The sequence below is a fragment of the Mucilaginibacter puniceus genome (assembly GCF_054783175.1).
In genome coordinates, this window is sequence record NZ_BAAGRB010000003.1 from 12,536 (window position 1) to 35,152 (window position 22,617).

At 42.3% G+C, this 22,617-nt stretch carries 22 protein-coding genes; 8 read left to right on the plus strand and 14 right to left on the minus strand.

Annotation, left to right across the window (positions count from 1 at the left end; genetic code table 11):
* Positions 1-169 precede the first annotated feature (169 nt).
* From ACYVJ6_RS13670 to kbl, 7 genes are all read right to left on the minus strand, one after another.
* Positions 170-523: a hypothetical protein gene (locus ACYVJ6_RS13670; protein WP_460694648.1), complete on the minus strand. Its 354-nt coding sequence runs from the start codon at positions 521-523 to the stop codon at positions 170-172.
* A gap of 665 nt (positions 524-1,188) precedes the next feature.
* Positions 1,189-1,770, minus strand: coding sequence for a TetR/AcrR family transcriptional regulator (locus tag ACYVJ6_RS13675; RefSeq protein ID WP_460694649.1), 582 nt, complete (start codon positions 1,768-1,770; stop codon positions 1,189-1,191).
* 5 nt (positions 1,771-1,775) lie between these two features.
* On the minus strand, positions 1,776-2,189 hold the full coding sequence (locus ACYVJ6_RS13680; protein ID WP_460694650.1) for a Rieske (2Fe-2S) protein: 414 nt from the start codon (positions 2,187-2,189) through the stop codon (positions 1,776-1,778).
* A gap of 3 nt (positions 2,190-2,192) precedes the next feature.
* Entirely contained in the window at positions 2,193-3,227 is a 1,035-nt protein-coding gene (pheS, locus tag ACYVJ6_RS13685) for a phenylalanine--tRNA ligase subunit alpha (RefSeq protein ID WP_460694651.1), read from the minus strand.
* Positions 3,217-3,636: a type II toxin-antitoxin system VapC family toxin gene (locus ACYVJ6_RS13690; protein WP_460694652.1), complete on the minus strand. Its 420-nt coding sequence runs from the start codon at positions 3,634-3,636 to the stop codon at positions 3,217-3,219. The genes pheS and ACYVJ6_RS13690 overlap by 11 nt, the downstream gene beginning before the upstream one ends.
* Positions 3,633-3,911, minus strand: coding sequence for a DUF6364 family protein (locus ACYVJ6_RS13695; protein WP_460694653.1), 279 nt, complete (start codon positions 3,909-3,911; stop codon positions 3,633-3,635). The genes ACYVJ6_RS13690 and ACYVJ6_RS13695 overlap by 4 nt, the downstream gene beginning before the upstream one ends.
* Positions 3,912-3,954: 43 nt before the next feature.
* Entirely contained in the window at positions 3,955-5,145 is a 1,191-nt protein-coding gene (gene kbl / locus ACYVJ6_RS13700; protein WP_460694654.1) for a glycine C-acetyltransferase, read from the minus strand.
* Positions 5,146-5,256: 111 nt separating this feature from the next.
* Here kbl and ACYVJ6_RS13705 point away from each other — a divergent pair, with 111 nt between their 5' ends.
* Both ACYVJ6_RS13705 and trhO read left to right on the plus strand, forming a co-directional pair.
* Complete coding sequence (locus tag ACYVJ6_RS13705; RefSeq protein ID WP_460694655.1) at positions 5,257-7,743, plus strand: DUF5686 and carboxypeptidase regulatory-like domain-containing protein; 2,487 nt, start codon at positions 5,257-5,259, stop codon at positions 7,741-7,743.
* Between the two features lie 126 nt (positions 7,744-7,869).
* Entirely contained in the window at positions 7,870-8,823 is a 954-nt protein-coding gene (gene trhO / locus ACYVJ6_RS13710; RefSeq protein ID WP_460694656.1) for an oxygen-dependent tRNA uridine(34) hydroxylase TrhO, read from the plus strand.
* 126 nt (positions 8,824-8,949) lie between these two features.
* On the opposite strand, the gene ACYVJ6_RS13715 is transcribed toward trhO, so the two are convergent.
* From ACYVJ6_RS13715 to ACYVJ6_RS13735, 5 genes are all read right to left on the minus strand, one after another.
* A complete protein-coding gene (locus tag ACYVJ6_RS13715) occupies positions 8,950-9,699 on the minus strand; it encodes a hypothetical protein (protein ID WP_460694657.1) in 750 nt (249 codons plus the stop codon).
* Positions 9,699-9,914, minus strand: a complete 216-nt coding sequence (locus ACYVJ6_RS13720) for a DUF2442 domain-containing protein (RefSeq protein WP_460694658.1) — start codon at positions 9,912-9,914, stop codon at positions 9,699-9,701. Before ACYVJ6_RS13720 ends, ACYVJ6_RS13715 begins: the two co-directional genes overlap by 1 nt.
* A 100-nt stretch (positions 9,915-10,014) precedes the next feature.
* A complete protein-coding gene (locus ACYVJ6_RS13725) occupies positions 10,015-10,740 on the minus strand; it encodes a YebC/PmpR family DNA-binding transcriptional regulator (RefSeq protein WP_460694659.1) in 726 nt (241 codons plus the stop codon).
* A 113-nt stretch (positions 10,741-10,853) separates the two neighbouring features.
* Complete coding sequence (locus ACYVJ6_RS13730) at positions 10,854-11,033, minus strand: hypothetical protein (RefSeq protein ID WP_460694660.1); 180 nt, start codon at positions 11,031-11,033, stop codon at positions 10,854-10,856.
* 208 nt (positions 11,034-11,241) lie between these two features.
* Positions 11,242-12,183, minus strand: coding sequence for an NAD-dependent epimerase/dehydratase family protein (locus ACYVJ6_RS13735; RefSeq protein WP_460694661.1), 942 nt, complete (start codon positions 12,181-12,183; stop codon positions 11,242-11,244).
* A gap of 87 nt (positions 12,184-12,270) precedes the next feature.
* Between ACYVJ6_RS13735 and ACYVJ6_RS13740 the strand changes: the two genes are divergently transcribed.
* The 4 genes from ACYVJ6_RS13740 (at position 12,271) to ACYVJ6_RS13755 (ending at position 15,470) form a co-directional block, all read left to right on the plus strand.
* Positions 12,271-13,086, plus strand: a complete 816-nt coding sequence (locus ACYVJ6_RS13740) for a hypothetical protein (RefSeq protein ID WP_460694662.1) — start codon at positions 12,271-12,273, stop codon at positions 13,084-13,086.
* 209 nt (positions 13,087-13,295) lie between these two features.
* On the plus strand, positions 13,296-13,517 hold the full coding sequence (locus ACYVJ6_RS13745; protein WP_460694663.1) for a hypothetical protein: 222 nt from the start codon (positions 13,296-13,298) through the stop codon (positions 13,515-13,517).
* 231 nt (positions 13,518-13,748) lie between these two features.
* Complete coding sequence (locus ACYVJ6_RS13750; RefSeq protein ID WP_460694664.1) at positions 13,749-14,756, plus strand: aspartate-semialdehyde dehydrogenase; 1,008 nt, start codon at positions 13,749-13,751, stop codon at positions 14,754-14,756.
* 159 nt (positions 14,757-14,915) lie between these two features.
* Complete coding sequence (locus ACYVJ6_RS13755; RefSeq protein ID WP_460694665.1) at positions 14,916-15,470, plus strand: type 1 glutamine amidotransferase domain-containing protein; 555 nt, start codon at positions 14,916-14,918, stop codon at positions 15,468-15,470.
* Positions 15,471-15,520: 50 nt separating this feature from the next.
* Here the strand turns inward: ACYVJ6_RS13755 and ACYVJ6_RS13760 are convergent, their stop codons facing one another.
* On the minus strand, positions 15,521-17,122 hold the full coding sequence (locus ACYVJ6_RS13760; RefSeq protein ID WP_460694666.1) for a sensor histidine kinase: 1,602 nt from the start codon (positions 17,120-17,122) through the stop codon (positions 15,521-15,523).
* Between the two features lie 184 nt (positions 17,123-17,306).
* Between ACYVJ6_RS13760 and crtD the strand changes: the two genes are divergently transcribed.
* The gene (gene crtD, locus ACYVJ6_RS13765; RefSeq protein WP_460694667.1) at positions 17,307-18,782 is read left to right on the plus strand and encodes a 1-hydroxycarotenoid 3,4-desaturase CrtD; all 1,476 of its coding nucleotides are present in this window, start codon (positions 17,307-17,309) and stop codon (positions 18,780-18,782) included.
* On the opposite strand, the gene ACYVJ6_RS13770 is transcribed toward crtD, so the two are convergent.
* Entirely contained in the window at positions 18,779-19,351 is a 573-nt protein-coding gene (locus tag ACYVJ6_RS13770; RefSeq protein ID WP_460694668.1) for a pentapeptide repeat-containing protein, read from the minus strand. The two genes, crtD and ACYVJ6_RS13770, sit on opposite strands and share 4 nt — an antisense overlap.
* 53 nt (positions 19,352-19,404) lie before the next feature.
* On the opposite strand from ACYVJ6_RS13770, the gene ACYVJ6_RS13775 reads away from it, so the two are divergent.
* A complete protein-coding gene (locus tag ACYVJ6_RS13775; RefSeq protein WP_460694669.1) occupies positions 19,405-22,590 on the plus strand; it encodes an ATP-dependent DNA helicase in 3,186 nt (1,061 codons plus the stop codon).
* The last annotated feature ends 27 nt before the right edge of the window (positions 22,591-22,617 follow it).

A 22,617-nucleotide genomic window follows, 5' to 3' on the forward strand; every position in this document is an offset into this window, starting at 1 on the left:
CGAAGGACGCTTATGGGGTGTTCCAAAGTGTTCCACTCACGCAAAATGGAACACTTTGGTACTATCGCTTTATGAACACACCCCTGCCCCTCTCAAGAGGGGAACCCTTCCCTAAAGCCAAATCAAATAAATTCGAAATCGAAAATCCGATATCCGAAATAAAAAACTACTAATCAAAATTATAAGTCAACACACCGTGCTGGTTGGCTTCGTCTTTTTTTAGCTTGCTAAATTTGGCTTCGCGTACGGCTTGCTCATATTTGGCAATCAGGTCGCGGTTGGTTATGGTAGTGGCGCGTGGGTCGGCTTTGGCGGCTATCACGTTACCTTTCCAGTCGATAGTGAACCCGATAGATATTTTACCTGATGCGGGCCTTACTTTGCCTAAATGTGGCTGTATTAATATATTGCGCCCCTCGGGGATATCAGATACATAAGCTATATCGTGGCGTTTTTGTGCCGAAGCGGTAAACACGCTGCCCAGCAGCAACATTACCAGTAGTGCTTTGGTTAACTTTTTCATAATTGTATTGTTGTATTAGTGGGGGTAACAGGTGAAGGGGTGGTTTTGTTTTTTTGGCTTATTGTGATTGCTTCGCAGAGGGCTGTAGTCCTAGATTGGAGCATCGTCCCGCTCATGGCCGCGGGAGGGCCTAGTCCTTTTTCCTTGATGAAAAAGTACCAAAAAATCAAGTCGGAAAAAACCTTCCCCGCTCGAGGCAAAACTCCCTGGCCCGGTTTTCCGGCAGGCCTTTGCCCGCTTATGTTTACGGGGGTGTTAGTAGGCACGTTCTAATTATTAAACGTGACTCCGTCAGCAGAAAAGCTTCGGGCGAAATCAGGTAAAACAATGGTGGGCTGTGCGGCTGCAGGGGCATACAACATTTGCAGAAGGGGTGGCTTGCGCGCCTTGGGGCAATTTTTGCGGCCCCAGGTTTTATCTGATTTGCAGGGCAAAGGCCAAGTGCGGCAAAGAAGCCTCTCTGCTGACTTGATCTTTGGTTACTTTCTATCAAGAGAGTAACAAGCCTTTCCCGCGGCGAATGAGCGGGCGGATGACGTCGTTTAGAATACATTTCGTGGCTTAGCTTTCGTAGAGATTATTGATGAGTTAATTGCTTTTAATGGTATCAATGAACTCGCTACGCTCGGTTGTCTTCGTTCCTCGCAATGACGGTTGGATAATATTTAAATGGATACCGCAGCCTTTACCAAATACGGCAGCATTTCTTTTTGGAAGGATACAAAGTTTTTGCGTACGTCGGAGTCAGATACCGAGGTGAACGCAAAACTGAAAACAATACTTTTACTGCATTTGATTAAAAATCGCATACGCTGCTGGTAAGAGTCTTGCTTGCGGATGCCACTGAGTTGGGTAAAGGATAGCACCAGCATTTCTTCCAGTTCGTTACTCAATCGCTTTAAAAACTCCTGCGAGTTGGTGCTCTCGCGGATGAAATCCCAGCCTATAAACTCATTACAAACGGTGTATGACAGGCGGCAGGTTTTCATGATGAGCATGCTTAAGTGCTCCTCTTCGTCCGTTTCGGAAATATTGCTGTGTATCAGGTCGTCAACACTTACGCGGATATAATCCATCAGCAAGCTATGCAATACCGCCTCTTTACTTTCAAAATACTTGTAAATAGTGGCTTTGGCAATTTTGGCCCGTTTGGCAATTTCGTTAACACTGGTTTTATGGTAACCAAACTTGCGAAACAGGTCCTGCGCGGCGCGCTTTATGCTTTCCTTTATTTTATCCGGCTCCATTTGTATCAGTTAGATACAAATATCTGAAAAGTATCGGTATTTACAGCATAAGGCTTAAGCGCCCTTGTAGCGGGTGCTTTTACGGGCGTACCGTCAGTTAACGAGAACTTGGAACCACTGCACGGATCGGTAGCGGTAAGTGTAGGGTTATCTAACGTTACTGCACATCGGTTTTGGGGCTGGTAGCTGCTGCATGCATCGTAAGCTACATAGCCGTAGGCACTGTGATATATGATTAATCCTGCCACGCCGTAGCCCTTAATAAAAACCGCGCCGCCAATACTTTTTAGGGGGGCCAGGCTTGGGTCGGCCAGGGTAGCCTGGAAGTATACGCCTACATTGGGTACTACATCGCCCGTTTTAGCACAACCCATACAACTCCAAATCACCAACACTGCTAAATATCCCAGGCGCTTCATAGGCTAAATAATTTCGGTTTTAAACTGCTTTAAAAAGCGTTCGTCGTTTTCAGAGAAAAGGCGCAGATCGCGAATAACATATTTCAGGTTGGTTATACGCTCAATACCCATACCAAAGGCGAAGCCGGTATACTTTTTACTATCGATGCCGCAATTTTCTAATACATTCGGGTCAACCATGCCACAGCCCAATATCTCAACCCAGCCACTGTATTTACACATATTACAGCCCGCGCCTTTACATATACTGCACGATACATCCATCTCGGCAGATGGCTCGGTAAACGGAAAATACGACGGGCGGAAACGTACCTGCGTGCCTTCGCCGTATAACTCCTGCACAAAGTGATACAGGGTTTGTTTTAGGTCGGCAAATGATACATTTTCATCCACATACAAACCCTCAACCTGGTGGAAGAAACAATGCGCGCGGGCAGATATAGCCTCGTTACGGTAAACCCTGCCCGGCATAATAGCGCGGAACGGCGGTTTGCCATTTTCCATCATACGCACCTGTACCGATGAGGTATGGGTACGCAAAGCGATATCGTCCTTACCTGCATTTTTCTTGATAAAGAAGGTATCCTGCATATCGCGGGCGGGATGTTCTTCGGGGAAGTTAAGTGCAGAGAAGTTATGCCAGTCATCCTCGATCTCCGGGCCCTCGGCTACGGTAAAGCCAAGGCGTTTAAAAATATCTATGATCTCGTTACGTACCAACGATAGCGGGTGGCGCGAGCCTACAGCAAAGCCGTCACCGGGAAGCGTTAGATCGATTTCGGATTTCGAATTTTCAATTTCGGAATTAAAGAATTCTTTTAATTCTGAATATTTGCCCTCTGCCATTTGCTTAAACTGGTTAAGCACTTTACCAAACACCCTTTTTTCTTCGGGACCAACGGTTTTAAATTCTTCAAAAAGGTCCTTTATCAAACCCTTGGTACCTAAATATTTTATGCGGAACGCTTCCAGTTCATCCGCGTTGGCGGGTGTAAAAGCGGTTATCTCGGCCGTGTACTGATCTATTTTATCTTGCATATAACATTCTTAAAAACTGCTCGGCTGTTAAAACCGGTATAGTTGCTTGTTGGTAATCTTTTATATTTCTGGTGATGATAACTTCTGCATCGCCACTTATTGCCGCATAATATTGAACCGCGTCTTCAAAATCAACAAAATCAGAATCAATAGCTTTCTGAACAATACTATTATCTTCTTTAATTACCGATAATTTAGCTGTGAGCATTTTTATTAATGCCCTTGCACTCTTCTCACCAAATTTCTTTTTGGCCAGATAGTGAACATTCAACAAAGCGTGTACCGATGTGCATCCTAAAATTTGCTTTTTATCTATTTCCAGGAAAACACCCAGTGCCCATTCATAAAATGGATCTCGTTCCAAAATAAGGTCAAGCAAAATATCCGAATCAAGAAATATTGATCTCATATACCATATTTTTCTTCCAAGTGCTTCCCGTACTCGGCTTTATGGTCAAAATCAGGCGTTGGTTTATCAGTAAGTGTCAATTGCTTTATCCAATCGGGTATTGCTGTTCTGCGTATTTTTTCCAGGATAGGGTCATTTTTCCTCTTCTCGGCATCTAACTCATTTATTAAAGTAGCAAATAACTTTGAAACGCTTACATTATCCTCCTCTGCCAATCTTTTTGCCACTTGCTTGGTTTTTCTATCTACACTTAAAGTTAATTTATCTTGCGACATAGCTACTTCCTTTATACGTACAAATATAAATATTTTATACGTATTAAGCAATCACCCCTAATGCTTTACCTACTTTAGTAAACGCGGCAATGGCTTTATCCAAATGCTCCACCTCATGCGCTGCCGACATTTGTACCCTTATCCGTGCCTTGCCTTTGGCCACTACCGGGAAGTAAAATCCGATAACATAAATACCTTCATCCAGCATTTTGGCGGCAAACTCCTGCGCTAAAGTAGCCTCGTACAGCATTACCGGCACTATAGGATGTATACCCGGTTTAATATCAAACCCGGCTTCGGTCATTTTTTGGCGGAAATATTTGGTATTGCTTTCCAGTTTATCACGCAACGAAGTGGTTTCGCGCAGCATATCCAGTACGGCTATGGATGCACCGGTAATGGCAGGTGCTAATGTATTGGAGAATAAATACGGCCTGGAGCGCTGGCGCAGCAGGTCGATAATTTCTTTCCTGCCGGATGTAAACCCGCCCGATGCTCCGCCTAATGCCTTACCCAGCGTACCGGTGATAATGTCAATCTTATCCATCACGTTATGATGCTCATGCGATCCTCTGCCTGTTTTGCCCATAAATCCGGTGCAATGACTCTCGTCAATCATTACCAGGGCATTATACTTTTCGGCCAGTTCCGTAATCTTATCCAGCTGCGCGATGGTTCCATCCATAGAGAAAGCCCCATCAGTAACTATAATCCGGTGACGGCAATCCTTGGCTTGCTTTAACTGTGCTTCCAGATCGGCCATATCATCGTGCTTATAGCGCAGGCGCTGTGCTTTTGACAAACGCACCCCATCAATGATGGAGGCATGGTTCAACTCGTCGGATATGATGGCATCCTGGTCGTTAAATAGCGGCTCGAACACTCCGCCATTGGCATCAAATGCTGCCGCGTATAAAATGGTATCCTCGGTCCCTAAAAACTCGGATAGCTTTTTTTCCAACTCTTTATGAATATCCTGTGTGCCACAAATAAACCTTACTGACGACAATCCGTAACCATGCGAATCCATGGCCTGTTTTGCCGCCTCAATTACTTTAGGGTTAGACGATAGGCCCAAATAATTATTAGCACAAAAGTTGATCACTTCCTTACCGCCCTGTACTGTAATATCTGCTCCCTGCGGCGAGGTGATGATCCGTTCGATTTTGTATAAACCGGCTTCTTTAATTTCAGCAAGTTCCTGTTGTAAAACAGGTTTTAGTGTGTTGTACATATTTTGCTTTTTAAACTATAAAATTACGTATTAACGTGCATTCAGTCAGTAATATTTACTTTTAAACGGCAAATCAAAACATTTAGCCTAAAAAAGTATTTTATGTGGAGAATGAAGAGATATTTACTCCCCCTTTTTATTATACTAACCACGCTAAGCTTTAATGCTGTTGCACAGCAATTTGTTTTATCGGGCAGGATAACTGATAAAAATAGCAAGCCTATTGGGTTTGTATCGGTGTATATCCGCAACTCTACCTATGGCACCACCAGTAACGAGAATGGCGTATACCGTTTTAAATTAGAACCCGGCAACTATGATGTGGTATACCGTTTTGTAGGCTACAAAGAACGCATTGAAAAAGTTACTATTACTGACCATGACGAGCGGCGCAACCTGCAAATGGAAAACGAGGTTTATCAACTGCGGCCGGTAACCATCAACAATAAAAAAATACGCGATACTGCTGCCATAAGTATTATGCGCAAGGTTATTGCTAAGCGCCAATATTATTTAAACGAGGTAGATAATTTTTCGTCTACGGTATACATTAAGGGCGTACAGCGATTGACTGATGCACCCAAATCACTTTTAAAAGACGGCGTGAACCGGGTGCTTGACCTGGATAGTAATGGCCGGGGCATCATTTATCAATCAGAGTCGGTGTCTAACTTTAGCTTTCAGCAACCTAATCAAATAAAAGAGGTTACGGTTGCTTCAAAAATGGAAGGTATTACCCCAACCTTTAGTTATAATAAAGCGTCAGACCTGCTGGCTAATTTTTACAATAACGTTTTTTATGTAGAGGGTTTAAGCAGCCGGGGTTTTACCTCGCCCATATCCAGCCATGCGCTTTCGGTTTATAATTACCAGTTAATAGGGTCGACCCTGGAAAACGGGCGGACCATACATAAAATTCAAATTACACCCAAGCGTTATCATGACCAGGCCTTTAGAGGTTTTATTTACATTATTGATGGCGACTGGCGCTTATACAGTGTTAACCTGACTTTAAACAGTGATGCCAATGCCCTAAACCTGGTAGATACCATGCGGATAAGCCAGCAATATGTGCCGGTTAAAGACAATGTTTGGATGCCCGGTTCAATACAGTATGATTATAAAGGCAATGTACTGGGCTTTAAATTTGATGGCTATTATTTAGGCATTTACAATAATTATAAATTTGATATTGCTACCCCACCGGGCTATTTTAATGGCGAGATATTAAGAATTGATACCGCCGCCAATACCAAAACTGCTGATTATTGGGCAGCTATTCGCCCGGTTCCGTTAACTACACAAGAGGCGCTTGATTTTAGGAAAAAGGACAGCCTGGCTACCGTGCAAAAAACCGATGCTTATATTGACTCGCTGCACAAAGCCAATAACAGCTTTTCGCCATTACCCTACCTGATATTTGGTTATACGGCTACCAGCAGAAACAATAAAGATTCGTTATATGTATTTCCGTTTATACAAACCCTGTATTACAACACGGTTGAAGGGTTGGGCATAAATTTAAAAGCGCGTTACACTAAAGTTTTTAATGATTTTCGAACCTATAGCATTACACCTGCCCTGCGTTACGCGTTAGGCAATAAATTATTCAGTGCCAATATCGCCACCTCTTATACCTATGATCCCAGCCATTCGGGCAATTTCTTTTTTAATATAGGGAGTGATATACTCGACCTGAATAATGTAGGTACACGGTCATTATACTTTAACACTTTAAGTACCCTACTTTACGAAAACAACTATGTTAAATACTACCGGTCGCAGTTTGGAACCTTTGGTTACCAGCGCGAACTGTCAAACGGCATATTATGGACGGCCTCCCTATCCTATGGTACCCGCACACAGCTGTATAATACCTCTTATTATAAAATATTTGATAACAAAAACCAGGAATTTACCTCAAACAATCCGCTGGCACCATTGGCACCGGCAGATGACAGGTCCTTCCTGTTCCCTAAACACCAGGCGCTTACTTTTAGCACTTCGGTAAAATTCACTTTCAACCAGCAATATATTACCCGGCCTACCGGTAAAATATTTTTACCGTCAAAATATCCAACACTAACCATTAACTATCGCAAGGGCATAAATAAAGTATTTGGCTCTGATGTTAATTATGATTTTGCTTCGGCAGATATTTCACAGTATAATATCCGTATTGGGCTATCGGGTTATTCGTCGTTCAAATTAACCGGGGGTGGCTTCATGAATACCAAAAGTTTATACTTTATGGATTTTAACCACTTTTTGGGTAACCAGGGTACCACCTTTGACCCAACCTATATTGGCAGTTTCCACTTTTTGCCGTTTTATACCTACAGCACCAGTTCGGCTTTTTTAGAGGCCCATTACCAGCATAATTTTTCAGGGTCGATATTAAGGCGTATACCCTGGGTACGTAAGTTAAAAATTGAAGAAATTGTAGGTGCCAATTATTTAACCACCCGTGGCAACAACAACTACTCCGAGTTTTATGTAGGCATACAGCGCCTTATATTCCGTATTGATTACGGCGTATCATTTATGGGAGACAAGAAATATCTGCAGGGGATAAGGATATTTTATGGTATAAGGTAGAGATCAGTGATTGGTTAATCAGTGATTAGTCTTGTCGAGTTTAAAAACTAATCACTATTCACTTAATCAACTAATCACTATATTTGCCCTTCATTTAACACCGTTTGCAGCGGTATCAATGTAGTTATGAAATACAATACCTTACTTTACTATTGTTACTCAACAATAGCAGATGCGGAGCAATTTGCTGCCGACCATTTAAAATTCTGTAAAGATTTAAATCTTACCGGTCGCATTATTGTAGCTAGCGAAGGGCTTAACGGCACCGTATCCGGCACAGCCGAAGCCTGTAAAACCTATATGGACACGGTACATGCCGATCCGCGTTTTGCTAATATTGATTTTAAGATTGATGAGGTAGATACGCCATCGTTTGTAAAAATGCATGTACGTTATAAGGACGAGATAGTACACTCGGGCCTGCGCGACCCTAATGTGATAAACCCACAACAAAAAACCGGCAAACACCTGGAGCCCAAAGAGTTTTTGGCCATGAAGGATGCCGAGGATGTGGTGATATTGGATGTACGATCCAACTACGAGCATAACCTGGGCAAGTTTAAAAATGCCATTACGCTGGATATTGAGAACTTCCGTGATTTCCCGGATATGATCAATAGCCTGGCCCAATACAAGGATAAAAAAGTTATTACCTACTGCACCGGCGGTATTAAATGCGAAAAAGCATCGGCCCTGCTATTGCACGAAGGATTTAGCGATGTGTACCAGTTACATGGTGGCATCATCAAATACGGCAAGGAAGCTGGCGGCGAAGATTTTGAAGGCAAATGCTATGTGTTTGACAACCGCTTATCGGTTGAGGTTAACAGCGTTAACCCGGTAACTATATCAACCTGCTACAACTGCGGCAAAACCACCGATAAAATGATCAATTGCGCCAACCCGGAGTGCAATGAACATTTTACCCAATGCGATGAATGCGGCACCGCCATGGACGGCTGCTGCAGCGATGCCTGCAAAACACATCCGCGCAAAAGAGTTTATGATGGTACAGGCTACTACGTAAAAGTACCCCAGCCGGTAAATGTTAAAAAGGCTTCTAAGATTTCTTTGGCTTAACAATAACCCCTTTTGTCATTTCGAGCATAGCGAGAAATCTATACAAATTCCTGAGTAGCATGTGTATAGATTTCTCCTCGTACCTCGTCGAAATGACAATTTGTTATTGATTTGCGAGGAACGATCTTATTCTCCCTCTGATTTTGGCGGAGTTGTTGGCTTAAACTTTGGCTTAAAGCCCAATTTTGGCGCGGCAGGTGTCGGTGTTTCCTCTTCCTTTTTTTCTTCTGATGCAGGTGCCGTTTCTACAGGCTTGGTAACCCCGGCTTTAAAACGTGGGGTAAAACCGATTTTGGGTTTCTCCTCAACAGGAGCAACCTCTTCCTTTTTATCTTCAACAGCAGGTGTAGCTTCAACAGGTTTGGTAACGCCCGCTTTAAACCTTGGCGTAAAACCGGGTTTGGGTGTTGTGGGTGCAGGTGTTTCTTCTACTTTCTTTTCCTCTGCAGGAGCATCTGCAGGTTTAGCCATATTAGCCGCTTTAAAGCGTGGGGTAAATCCGGGCTTTGGTGCGGCTGGTGCGTCTTCTTTCTTTTCTTCAGCCGGGGTTTCTGCCGCAGGTTTAGTTGCCCCGGCCCTAAACTTAGGCACGAAGCCCAGTTTTGGTGCGGGTGTTGGTTCGGCTGCTTCGTTTAAAGTATCCGTTACCGTTTGCTCGGCCAGCTGATTTTCAATTTTAGGCTTTTCGGTTTTTATTTCGGCAGCTAAATGGTAGATCTTGCGCAAGTTATTGAACCAGTACTTTTTAGTATGGTCAAAACTCTTTTCGCCCATTTGGTTGAAGTGGGTTTTAAATTCAGAAAACAAAGCCGGGTTGCCTTTTTCCAAGGCATCCAGGTCAATTCTTTTCTTCTTAAAAAACTCTTCGAACGTCATTAAATAGAAATATCTATATCCAGTTTATTCCAATGTATAATACTGCCTTTTTGCTCCCAATCCTCGCGCTCCTCATCGGTAGCGTTTAATAATTTAGGGTACCAATCCAACGGAAAAGCCTGTTGCTTCCCATCTTCTTTCTCCACAAAAAGTAGTCCATTGCTAAATATTATTTTAACTTTTTTGTCCGCTTTGCGTGTTGTGAATTGTGGCATAATTTATATTGTCTGAACCATGATTTGTAGGATTTAAAGATTATAGGATTAACTAATCACTATTCTCCAATCACTACTCACTTCCCGATAGCTATCGGGATTACTCCGCCATATTATGGTAAACCGCCTGCACGTCATCATCCTCTTCTAAACGGTCTATCAGTTTTAATACATCAACTGCCTGCTCTTCGCTTACCTCATGGAATGATTGCGCGACACGCTCCAACTTGGCCGACTTCGGTTCGATACCCAAAGCCTCTAATGCTTTTTGCATATTACCAAAATCTTCATAACCGGCACGAATTACAGCTATATCATTTCCCTCTTCGTCGGCTTCCACAAATATTTCTTCCAGTCCGGCATCTATCAATTCAAATTCCAGTTCTTCCAGGTCGCGGTCACCCGGATCAAAAGTAAATACCGATTTACGGCTAAAGATAAAATCAAGCGAACCGGTTTTACCTAATGAGCCATTGTATTTGGTAAAATAGCTGCGTACGTTAGCTACGGTACGGTTAGTGTTATCTGTAGCGGTCTCCACCAATACAGCAACACCATGCGCGGCATAGCCTTCATATACCAGCTCTTCATAATCTTTTTCATCGCGGTTGGTAGCGCGTTTTATAGCAGCTTCCACCCTATCTTTAGGCATGTTAACTGCCTTTGAGTTTTGTATAGCTGTACGCAGGCGCGAGTTGGTGGTAGGGTCGCCGCCACCGGCTTTAACCGCCATTACTATCTCTTTACCCAAACGGGTAAACTGTACGGCCATTTTGGCCCAACGTTTAAATTTTCTCTCTTTACGGAATTCGAATGCTCTTCCCATACGTTTTTATTAAGTCAATAGTCCATGGTATATGGTCCATAGATTAGGCGCTAAATATACGTTTCTTTTAAATAATGGTTGAAATAATCCGTAAACTAAGCTAATTGTAGAAATTACCTTTTGGCATAGGGTTCCTTTATGTCACTCTCTGTGTAAAGGTCTTCCTCATCATTCAAAAATTCAAATGACTTTCCCGAGGCCAGGCTTGTTAAGTCATCGGTCGAAATATCTTCCATTTCCTCGTCTTGATGAAGCTGATTAACAATAGGTGCATTAACACTTTGCTTTGCCATACTCAAAAATACTAAATTAACATAAGTTTATTATGAACCTTGACCCGTAGGGTCTACCCGTTTGTAGAACAAACAGCCCCGATTACCTAATTGCCCCGTAAGGGGTTACCCAAATTGGCAAAGGGTAGCCCTTAACAGGGCATAAAAAATTATTTTACTATGTGCTACAAAGGGGTAGACCCTACGGGTCATATTTAATTATCACTATTTACTTTTGCAAATTCCCTAACATATCAGCCACAATAGCAGGCAGGTCATATTGCGGCTGCCATCCCCAGTCCTTTTGGGCATAACTATCGTCAATGGATTTGGGCCAGCTATCGGCTATGGCCTGGCGAGGATCATTATCCGCATAAGTTATTTCAAAATTGGGTAGGTGCTTTTTAATTTCAGCGGCTAACTGCGAAGGTGTAAAACTGATGCCCGCTAAGTTATAGGATGACCGTATCTTCACTTTATCCGCAGGGGCATCCATTAATTGGATGGTAGCATTAATGGCATCATCCATATACATCATGGGCAGGGCAGTATCGGCGCTAAGGAAGCTTTCATATTTACCCTTCTCCAATGCTTCATGAAATATATTCACCGCGTAATCGGTAGTGCCGCCTCCGGGTGCCGACCGCCAGCCTATTAAACCGGGGTAACGCAAGCTGCGCACATCAACGCCATACTTGGTAAAATAATACTCGCACCAGCGCTCGCCTGCCAGTTTGCTGAAACCATAAACGGTGTTAGGGTCCATTACACAATACTGTGGTGTATTTTCCTGCGGAGAGTTTGGCCCGAACACCGCTATAGAGCTTGGCCAAAAAACTTTAACAGGTTTATACGCAACCGCATAATCAAGCACATGTATCAACCCCGTCATATTCAGATCCCAGGCTTTTTTGGGGAACTGCTCGCCGGTGGCGGATAGCATGGCGGCTAATAAGTAAACTTGTGTAGGATGATACTTTTCAAAAATATAATGCAACTCCGTATCCTGCATTACGTTCACATGCTCAAACGGACCATCCGTATGCGGCTGCGTAGGGTTATGTATATCCGCCGCGATAACATTATTGGCGCCATGAATATTGCGCAGCACACGTATCAACTCCGTACCTATTTGCCCGTTGGCACCTATAACTAATATCCTTTCGCTCATGCTATAAACTGTAACAATAAAGGTAAGGTTTTGATTGCAAGGAATACTTAACTACTTTTAACTATCCAATAAACCAATTCTATGAAAATGAGCGCAATAAATGCCGGCAAGGTATTCTTAATACTGTTGGTGGCACCTTTTATGGTTTCGGCACAAACGCCTGCTGCTAAACCAACCGAGGCGGTGCCAGATTGGGCACGTCCGGGAACCGCCACACATCAACAGGTTGCGCCACCAGCCGACTACCACCGCCCAACACGTACCGAATATAAACCCATAGGCATATTTACCGCGCAAAGCGATATTGGCTCGCCCATAATTGAAGGCAGCGCTACGTATGATCCGGCTAAAAAAGCTTATACCATACACTCTGCCGGTTATAATATCTGGTACATGCGGGATGAGTTTCGCTTTTTATGGAAAAAAGTATCCGGCGATGTTTCCTTAGCTGCCGATATTACCTATACCGATAAAGATGGCTACGAGGACCGAAAAGCGGTACTGGTTATCCGCCAAAGTTTGGATGATGATTCAAAAGAAGCAGTAGCGGCCTTACATGGCATTGGTATGTTCCATTTAGCCTGGCGGCCCGAAAAAGGCGCAAAGGTGGTTGACATGGAATACCGTGTAGGCAGCCGCGGCTATTTACCCGGCGGTAAAAATGGCGACGACCTGGTTACCGCGCACCCCAAACGTATAGGCATTCAAAAACGCGGCGATGAATATTCCTTGTTTGTAAGCATGGCTGGCGAGTCTATGCACCAATATGGCGCACCTATCAAACTAAAAATTGACGGTCCCTTTTATGTGGGTATAGGTTTTTGCTCGCATGTTCCTGATAAAATAGACAAGGCTATATTATCTAACGTGGTTTTGGTGAATAAGGCGGGGATGGTGAGGTAAATAAATTCAATTTTCAAATTAGGACATGGATCAAAACAATGAAGTTGTTTGTTGCTTTTGTGGATTAGGCTTAAAAATACAAGAAGCAGTATTACTTGTGGTATATCCCGTATATAATAATGATGAGTCTCAACAGCTTTACTGCCATAGGGAGCATTTAAAAGAAAAACTAATAGAATCAATTCCTTTACACCCTGATTTATAGCCCAATGGGAAAAACTATCTATGTAAAATTACTTAATGAAGGAACTGATGTTTATCGGCCAGTTACTGCTACCGATTTAGGTAATAATATATATAAAATTGATGAATCAAATTTGTATGACACAGAGGACGAGTTATGGGAATTTCCTACAGGCAGTTGCGTCGAAGTCACTGAAAAAATTATTGACAAGGAGAGTATTCTTGTGGCATATCAATTATCCCGTTAGTCCAAATTTATAATCCTGGAAAATCATGGTTTACACTTTTTGACGTTAAAAAATCATAAGTATTTAATTATCAATACATTAAACCATAGTTAACATCAAAATGTGTTAAGTTGTGTAAACCATGATTTTTAAAAACATGAACTTAAAATAACAATACGCATCCCACCCAAACAAAAAAATCCCGATATTTGGGGTTCAAGTAATTAAATTATTTATAAACAAACAAAAGAAATGAAAATCGCAGTTGTAGGTGCTACGGGCTTAGTGGGCACCAAAATGTTGCAGGTTCTTGAAGAACGCAACTTCCCGGTAACAGAATTATTATTGGTTGCATCAGAAAAAAGTGTAGGTAAAGAGATCACTTTTAAGGGCAAGCAGTATAAGGTAATTTCTGTTGAGGATGCGATTAAACAGAAACCGGATATTGCCTTGTTTTCGGCAGGTGGCAGCACCTCAACCGCGCAGGCACCGTTGTTTGCAGCGGCAGGTACTACGGTAATTGATAACTCATCAGCCTGGCGCATGGACCCAACCAAAAAACTGGTTGTGCCCGAAGTTAACGCCGATGTATTAACTCCTGAGGATAAGATCATAGCCAACCCAAATTGCTCAACCATACAAATGGTAGTGGCTTTAAAACCATTGCATGATAAATACAAAATTAAACGTGTGGTGGTTTCTACTTACCAATCAGTAACCGGTACGGGTGTTAAAGCTGTTGAGCAGTTATTTAACGAGCGTAAAGGTATTGATGGCCCTATGGCATATCCGTACAAAATTGACCTGAACGTTTTACCTCAAATTGATGTATTTACCGAAAACGGCTACACCAAAGAGGAAATGAAAATGGTTAAAGAAACCAACAAGATCATGGGCGATGACAGCATCCGTGTTACGGCTACTACGGTGCGTATCCCGGTTATGGGTGGACACTCAGAGTCGGTTAACATTGAGTTTGCTAATGATTTTGATGTAGAAGAAGTAAAAGCTTTATTGGCAAAATCGCCGGGTATAATTGTTACTGATGATATTGCTAATTTAAAATACCCAATGCCGCTTGACGCGCATGACAAGGATGAAGTATTTGTGGGCCGTATCCGCCGTGATGAGAGCCAGCCAAATACCTTAAACTGCTGGATTGTTAGCGATAACCTGCGTAAAGGTGCCGCTACCAACGCGGTACAAATTGCTGAATATTTAGTGGCGAAGAATTTAGTGGGGCAGGCTGTAGAAGCTTAGTTAGAGATTAGTGATTGGAGACTATAGATTAGTTTCCGGCAAAAAGGGATGGTTGGTTGACTATCCCTTTTTTGTTTCAAAAAATTAAAACCATTACCATGCCCGGCTGTAATTTATATAACAGATTGTAATATAAATTATAAAAGAGGAGTGTAGATTATGGCCAATTTAAGTAATAAAAAAGTAGCTATCCTTACCGAAGAAGGATTTGAGCAGATAGAATTAACCAGCCCTTTGATGGCGTTAAAAGAAGCGGGGGCAACCGTGCATGTCATATCACCCAAAAGCGGCATGATCAAAGCATGGAACAGTACCGACTGGGGTATTGAAATTGATGTAGACAAATCGTTAAGCGAGGTAAATCCCGATGACTACGACGCACTGGTTTTACCGGGTGGTGTATTTAACCCTGATAAGCTAAGACAAAATAAAGACGCGGTTGCCTTTGTATCCGCATTTTTAGATGAGGGTAAACCCATTGCGGCTATTTGTCATGGACCGCAAACCTTAATTGAAACAGGCAAGCTGAGCGGCAGGCGCATGACATCCTACCCATCTTTAAAAACTGATTTGAAAAATGCAGGTGTTGAATGGGTAGATGAAGAAGTTGTGGTTGACCATGGGTTAGTTACCAGCCGCAAGCCTGATGACCTGGAAGCATTTAACCGAAAAATGATTGAAGAAATACGCGAAGGCATTCATCAAGATGCATAATTAGAGATCAATTTTCGCAAAGGGATGATTATTAAATCATCCCTTTTTGTTTATACTATCTCGTTAAATATAACCTTAAAGGTTGAGCCCAAGCCCGGCGTGCTGTCTACCTCCACACTTCCGCCTTGCGATTCGATCTGTATTTTGATCAGGAACAAGCCTACCCCATTGGCATCTGCATGCTGGTGGAAGGTTTTATATAGTCCGAAAACTTTGGCACCGTGCTGCTCCAAATCAATACCCATGCCGTTATCCTTACACTCTAAAATTACATGGTGCTTTTTATTGATATAGGTTTTTAAAGTGATATGCGGGTCAACATCCGGCTTCCGGTACTTGATGGCATTGGTCAATAAGTTCAAAATAATACTATCCAGGTAAGCCCTCGGGAAATCAATATTCTCTACCGCGAAATCCAGATCAATTTGTGCTTTGCTGGCTTTAACATCCGATTCTATTACTTCCAGTACCTTATGGGTTACCTCATTAAAATTCAGATGCTCTGCCATCGGCACATTCTCACGGATCTTTATCGCGTCAGTAAGGTCATTTAAAGTAGTATTCAATCCTGCAGATACCCTTTTGATCTTTTCAAACAGGTCCTTGTTATGTTCATCCAATGTTGATGTCTCTACCAGCGCAGATACAGCAGCTATGTTATTAGCATGGTTACGGATGTTATGCGATAAAATATGCGTAAAACTTTTGAGGTGCATATTATTTTGCGACACCAGCTCCATTGATTTATTTAATGATATCTCGGTATTTTTAAACCTTTCAATATCCATAAATACACCGCGCAGTTTAACCACTATTCCATTGCGGTCATAAACCGGTTCACCGTAGGAACGTACCCAGCGCAGGTTCTTTTTTGCAGTGAGTATCTGCACATCAATATCCCATTTTTTGCCCTTGTGGATGGCATCGTCAATAACCGTTTTTAAGGTTGTATTATATGGTTCTAAAAAATAGGTATCAATATCATGCTTACTGGTATCATAATCGTAGGGTAACTCATAAACATCATATATCACCCTTGACCATACAGATTCGAAGGTAAGCAGATCTGTTTCCCAGCCCCCCATTTTACCCATGCGGCCGGCTTCTGATAATAAAAACTCGCTTTGCGAAAGTTTATCTTCCAGTTCCTTACGTTCGTCAATTTCCTGCTTCAGGTCTTCTACCGTACGTAGCGAATGTATTTTAGGCAATACTCTATAAAGGGCAATTACGGTAATGGCCGAAACAACACCTGTAGCGAATCTTAAAATAGCGCTTATCCTGTAAGCCGGCCACCAAAACAGCAGGGCGTCAAGCAAATGGGTTAATCCGCATAAAATAATAAAAGCGATAAACAAATGAATAACCCCAAGGAAAGGCAGATCCTTGCGTCGTTTTACCAGTAATATTAATAAAACAGGAATGGCAAAGTAAGATGCCCATATCAGCAGATCGGAGAAAATGTATAACCAGCCATGAAACTCGCTCCAGGTACCGCATACCCAACGGGCGGGCCAGTCGGCAGTACTAAAAATACCCGCTATAAATTCTTTTGCCTGGTCGGCAACACTTAAATGCTGCTGATGAGCCGAAGTTTTGGCCAAACATTCCGGTCCGCAAATTAGTGATGGTTTTACAGGCAGTGTACTCAAGTGTTAATTAATTAAAGAGTATTAAAAATGCAATTTTTTTTAATTTATAGTATATGCCACTTGCATTTATTATACCAATAATAAACATACGTAATTGGACGCTAAAAAACACTATCGCTAACTTAAATGAGTATATATTTCCCCAATAAGTAGCATTGTTACTATACCTTAGTAACTTTACAGCATGCCTCCACAAAAAGCATTTATTATAGGCGCCGGTATAGCCGGGATTGCTACCGCTATCCGTTTAGCGGTTAAAGGATACACGGTGGAGGTTTTTGAAGCCAATAATTATCCCGGAGGTAAGCTAACAGAATTTACACAGAACGGCTACCGTTTTGATGCCGGGCCAAGCTTGTTTACTATGCCGCAATATGTGGACGACCTTTTTAAACTGGCTGGCAAAAACCCGTCCGAGTATTTTAACTACCAAAAGCTGGATGTGGTTTGCCAATATTTTTATGAGGATGGCACGCAATTGACTGCGTTTGCAGATTCAGAAAAGTTTGCCAAAGAGGTTACTGATAAAATGGGCGAACCTTCTGCATCGGTAGAGAACCACATCGCCAATAGCCGCAATATTTATAACATTACCAATCATGTTTTTTTAGAGCGATCTCTGCATCAGCTTAAAACCTTTTTAAGGTGGGATACGGTCAAATCTATTTTGCGCTTGCCGCAGATAGATGCCATGCGCACCATGCACAAGGCCAATAAAGGCTTTTTTAAGGATAAAAGGATGGTGCAGCTTTTCGACAGGTATGCTACCTATAATGGCTCAAACCCCTATACTGCACCTGCAACCTTAAATGTTATTCCGCATTTGGAGCAGCATTTTGGGGCTTATTTTCCCGAAGGCGGTATGCATAGTATAACAATCGCATTGGTTGATTTGGCAGCCTCATTAGGAGTGAAGTTTAATTATAATTCACGGGTGGATGAAGTGGTGGTAGATGGCGAAAAAGTATCAGGAATTAAAGTAGATAGGGAGTTAATTGAAAGCGATTTGATTATATCTAACATGGATGTTTGGTACACTTACAAAAAGCTATTGAAGGTTCACCCGAATTTACATCCGCAAAAAATACTGCAGCAGGAGCGTAGCAGTTCGGCATTGATATTTTATTGGGGGATAAAAAAGCAGTTCCCCAAACTCGACCTGCATAACATTTTTTTTAGTGCCGATTATAAAGCGGAGTTTGACCACATTTGGAAAGAACAGGTTATATACTACGACCCAACCATTTACCTCAACATCAGCTCCAAATTAAAACCTGATGATGCCCCCGAAGGTTGCGAGAATTGGTTCACGATGATCAATGTGCCAGCCAACACCGGGCAGGATTGGGATAAGCTGATTGCTGATGCCCGCAAAAACATCATCACCAAGTTATCACGATTGCTGGGTGAAGATATGGGCCCATTAATTACTACCGAAAGTATATTAGATCCGCGGAGTATTGAAAGCAAAACATCATCCTACCAGGGCTCGCTTTATGGCACCAGCAGCAATAGCCAATTCGCGGCGTTTTTGCGCCATGCTAATAAGTCGTCAAAAATTAAAGGCTTATACTTTTGCGGCGGTAGTGTACACCCGGGCGGGGGTATCCCGCTTTGCTTACTATCCGCAAAAATTGTGAGTGAGTGGATCGCAGACTAAACTATTTTGATGCCATAACTGGTTAATAACCCCGGCAATCCCTGTGCTGAAAAAATGGCTTTTTTAATGATATTCAATTCCGGCTCGATGATGTAATTATAGGCAGTTGAAAAATCAACTGAGGTTAAATCTGTTTGATTAAAGATGGCGCTGTTCAAATCGCATTCGTCAAAAACAGAACCGGTCAATACCGCACGGCTAAAAGTTACTTCTTTGAGTGATGATTTTTTAAAAATTGTCTTCACCATTTTTTTATCCATAAATGATGAATAATCCAACACGCAATCATCAAAACTTATACTGAATAGAAAATCCTGTGTAGGACTAAAGTTAATACCCATTACTTTGCAACCTTTAAAAACCACATCGGTTAAAGTGGTTCGTTCAAACTTCACCATGGATAGGTTGCAGCTTTCAAAAGTGCATTCTATAAACTTGGTGGTGGAAAAATCGGCTTCGCTAAAATCACAGTTCTTGAACACACAGCTTTGAAATTCTTTGCCCGTTAGTTTTTGCCTGGAATAAACCAGCTTATCAAACGTTTTATCATCGTACATTAACTCATCCATCAGAATATTTTTGGCTCATCAAAGATAACTTTTTGGCTATCTTTATATCAATTATGCAATCACAATTCAATAAATACAACGCCAAATTCCAGGAAGCATTAGCCGGCTTAAACCCCGAGCAATTAGCCGCCGTAAATAAAATGGATGGCCCGGTTTTGGTAGTGGCTGGCCCCGGTACCGGCAAAACGCAGATACTGGCGGCACGTATTGGTAAAATTTTAACCGATACTGATGCCCGACCCAACGAGATATTGTGCCTAACCTATACTGATGCCGGCGCGGTTGCCATGCGCAAGCGTTTATTTGAATTTATCGGACCCGATGCATACCGCATTAACATCTATACCTTCCATGCTTTTTGTAATGAGATCATCCAGGAGAACCTGGAGTATTTTGGCAAACTGAATTTGGAGCCATTGTCTGATCTGGAATCGGCTATGTTGTTTAGGGAGTTGGTGGATGAGTTCCCGAACGATCATTTATTGAAGCGATTTACCGGCGAACGTTACTACGATATACCAAGGTTAAAGAACCTATTCTCTGATATGAAGCGTGAGAACTGGAACCAAGCCATGATAGAAAAAGCGGTAGAAGAATATCTGCAGGACTTACCGAACCGTGAAGCTTATATATATAAGAGGGCCAATCCCGCAAAAGGCATCAGCATAGGCGATCCTAAGCAAAGGGATATTGATGCCGTACGCGATCTGATGAAAAAGCTATTAGTAGCAGCGGGTGAATACCAGCGCTATGCTGCTAAAATGGAAGAAAATAAACGCTATGATTATGACGATATGATCCAATGGGTGCTTAAAGCCTTCCGCGAAAACGAGGATATACTGCGCTTTTACCAGGAGCGTTACCAATATATTTTGGTAGATGAGTTTCAGGATACCAGCGGGTCGCAAAACGAGTTGCTCAAGTTTTTATTAAGCTACTGGGATAACCCTAACGTTTTTGTAGTAGGTGATGATGATCAATCTATCTTCAAGTTTCAGGGTGCTAATATGAAAAACATATTGGACTTTTATAGTGATTATGCACGCTGGCTATCAATTGTAATATTAAAACATAATTACCGCTCCAATCAGCATATTTTAGATATATCCCGTGCGTTAATTGACAATAATAGTGAGCGATTGACCAAGCAATTAAAGCTTGATAAAAATTTAAAAGCATCACATCCCCGATTTGAGGAAGAAGTAGTTGTACCATCTATCCGCGAGTATGATAATCCCGGGCAGGAAGTGGTGGATGTGGCTATGCAGATCAAAAGGCTAATAGCAAAGGGAACACCGCCAAACGAGATAGCCGTAATTTACCGCAACCACAGTCAGGTTGAAGAACTTTTGCACTTTTTAGAAGTACAGAAAATAGCGGTAAACACCCGCCGTAAAATTGATATCCTGACCATGCCCTTTGGCGAAAAGATCATTAATATACTGCGTTACCTGGCTTTGGAACTGGAAACCCCTTATAGTGGCGACGACCTGCTGTTTGAAATATTACATTACGATTTCTTTAACATTCCGCCCATTGAAGCCGCCAAGGCGAGTGTGGCAGTAGCTAAAGAAAACTTTAGCGCATTCAGTAATAATCAGCCTAAAACATCTTTGCGCCGGTACATCAGCGAGATGCGTACCCCTGCTGCACAGCCCGGTTTATTTGATGCGCAGCAAAATGTAGAGATGAAATACCTGATCAATAATATTGAACTGTTATTGACCGAGGCGGCAAGCGTTACTTTACAGCAGTTATTTCAACAGGTTATTGCCAAAATGGGCATACTACGGTACATTATGCAGCAGCCGGATAAAGGCGCGCATATGCAGGTGCTCACCAACTTTTTTGACTTTTTAAAAGACGAAAGCCGCAAAAACCCCGGCATTAAAATAGCTGACCTGCTGGCTATTATTGAAACTATGAAGAGCCATAACATCCGGCTGGATCTGAACCAGGTCATATTTTCAGACAACGGGGTTAACTTCTTTACTGCGCATGGTTCAAAAGGGCAGGAATTTGAGCACGTATTTTTTATTGGCTGTGATAAAAAAATATGGGATAGCAAGGGCCGTAATACCAGCTTTAGTTACCCGGATACTTTAACACAAGCCTCGTCAGATGATATAGCGCAAAAAGAAGAAGCCCGTCGTTTATTTTATGTGGCGCTAACCCGTGCCAAACAATGTTTAATGATATCCTACGCTAATAAAGATAAAAAAGGAAAGGACCAGGAAGCATCGCAATTTATTGGGGAGATATTAGCCGATACCGAATTGGTTGTCCAGCATCCAAAAGTTGAAGAAGATGCCATGCTGGAGTTTTATGCCACCCAGTTTAGCGAAGAAGATAAACCCAAAGTTGAACTGCTGGATCATAACTACATTAACCAGTTGCTGCAAAATTACACCCTGTCGGTAACTCACTTGAATAACTTTTTAGATTGCCCGCTGCGGTTTTATTTTCAGTGTTTGATAAGAGTGCCGTCGGGCAAAAGTCCGTCTGCTACGTTTGGCCAGGCTGTACACTGGGCGCTAAACAAAGCCTTCCGTTGGTTAAAGGACGATGATAATAATTTCCCGAGTACCGAGCAATTTATGAAGGAGTTTAAATGGTACATGTACCGTAACCGCGACTCGTTCACCAAGGAGGAATTTAAACTGCGCATGGATTATGGTGATAAAATATTACCGCCATACTATGAGCAAAGTGTGCTTACCTGGAACAAAATTGCCGTTACCGAGCGCGCCATTAAAAACATTGAACTGGAGGGCGTACCCATTAAAGGTAACCTGGATAAAATAGAGTTTGACGGTAAAAACGTAACCATAATAGATTATAAGACGGGTAAACCTAAAAACTCGTTAGAGGGTCAAAAAAACAAGTTCATCCGCCCTACCAATGACCAACCTAATGGTGGCGATTACTGGCGCCAGGCTGTATTTTATAAACTGTTGATAGATAACGACCCTACCAATGACTGGGAGGTAGTTGGCGCCCAGTTTGATTTTGTGGAACCCATCAGCGAAGGTGAATACCATAAAGAGAAGGTATTTATCACACCCGATGACGTTGCCACGGTCACCGGGCAAGTAAAAACTGTTTATCAAAAAATACAAAACCACGATTTTAATACCGGCTGCGGTAAAAAAGAATGCGATTGGTGCCATTTTGTGCGCAGTAACTTTAAACAGGCCGATACCATTTTAGAGTTGTCTGGTGAGGAAGAAGAGGAATAAAAGAGCGTTGTCATGGTGAGCCCGTCG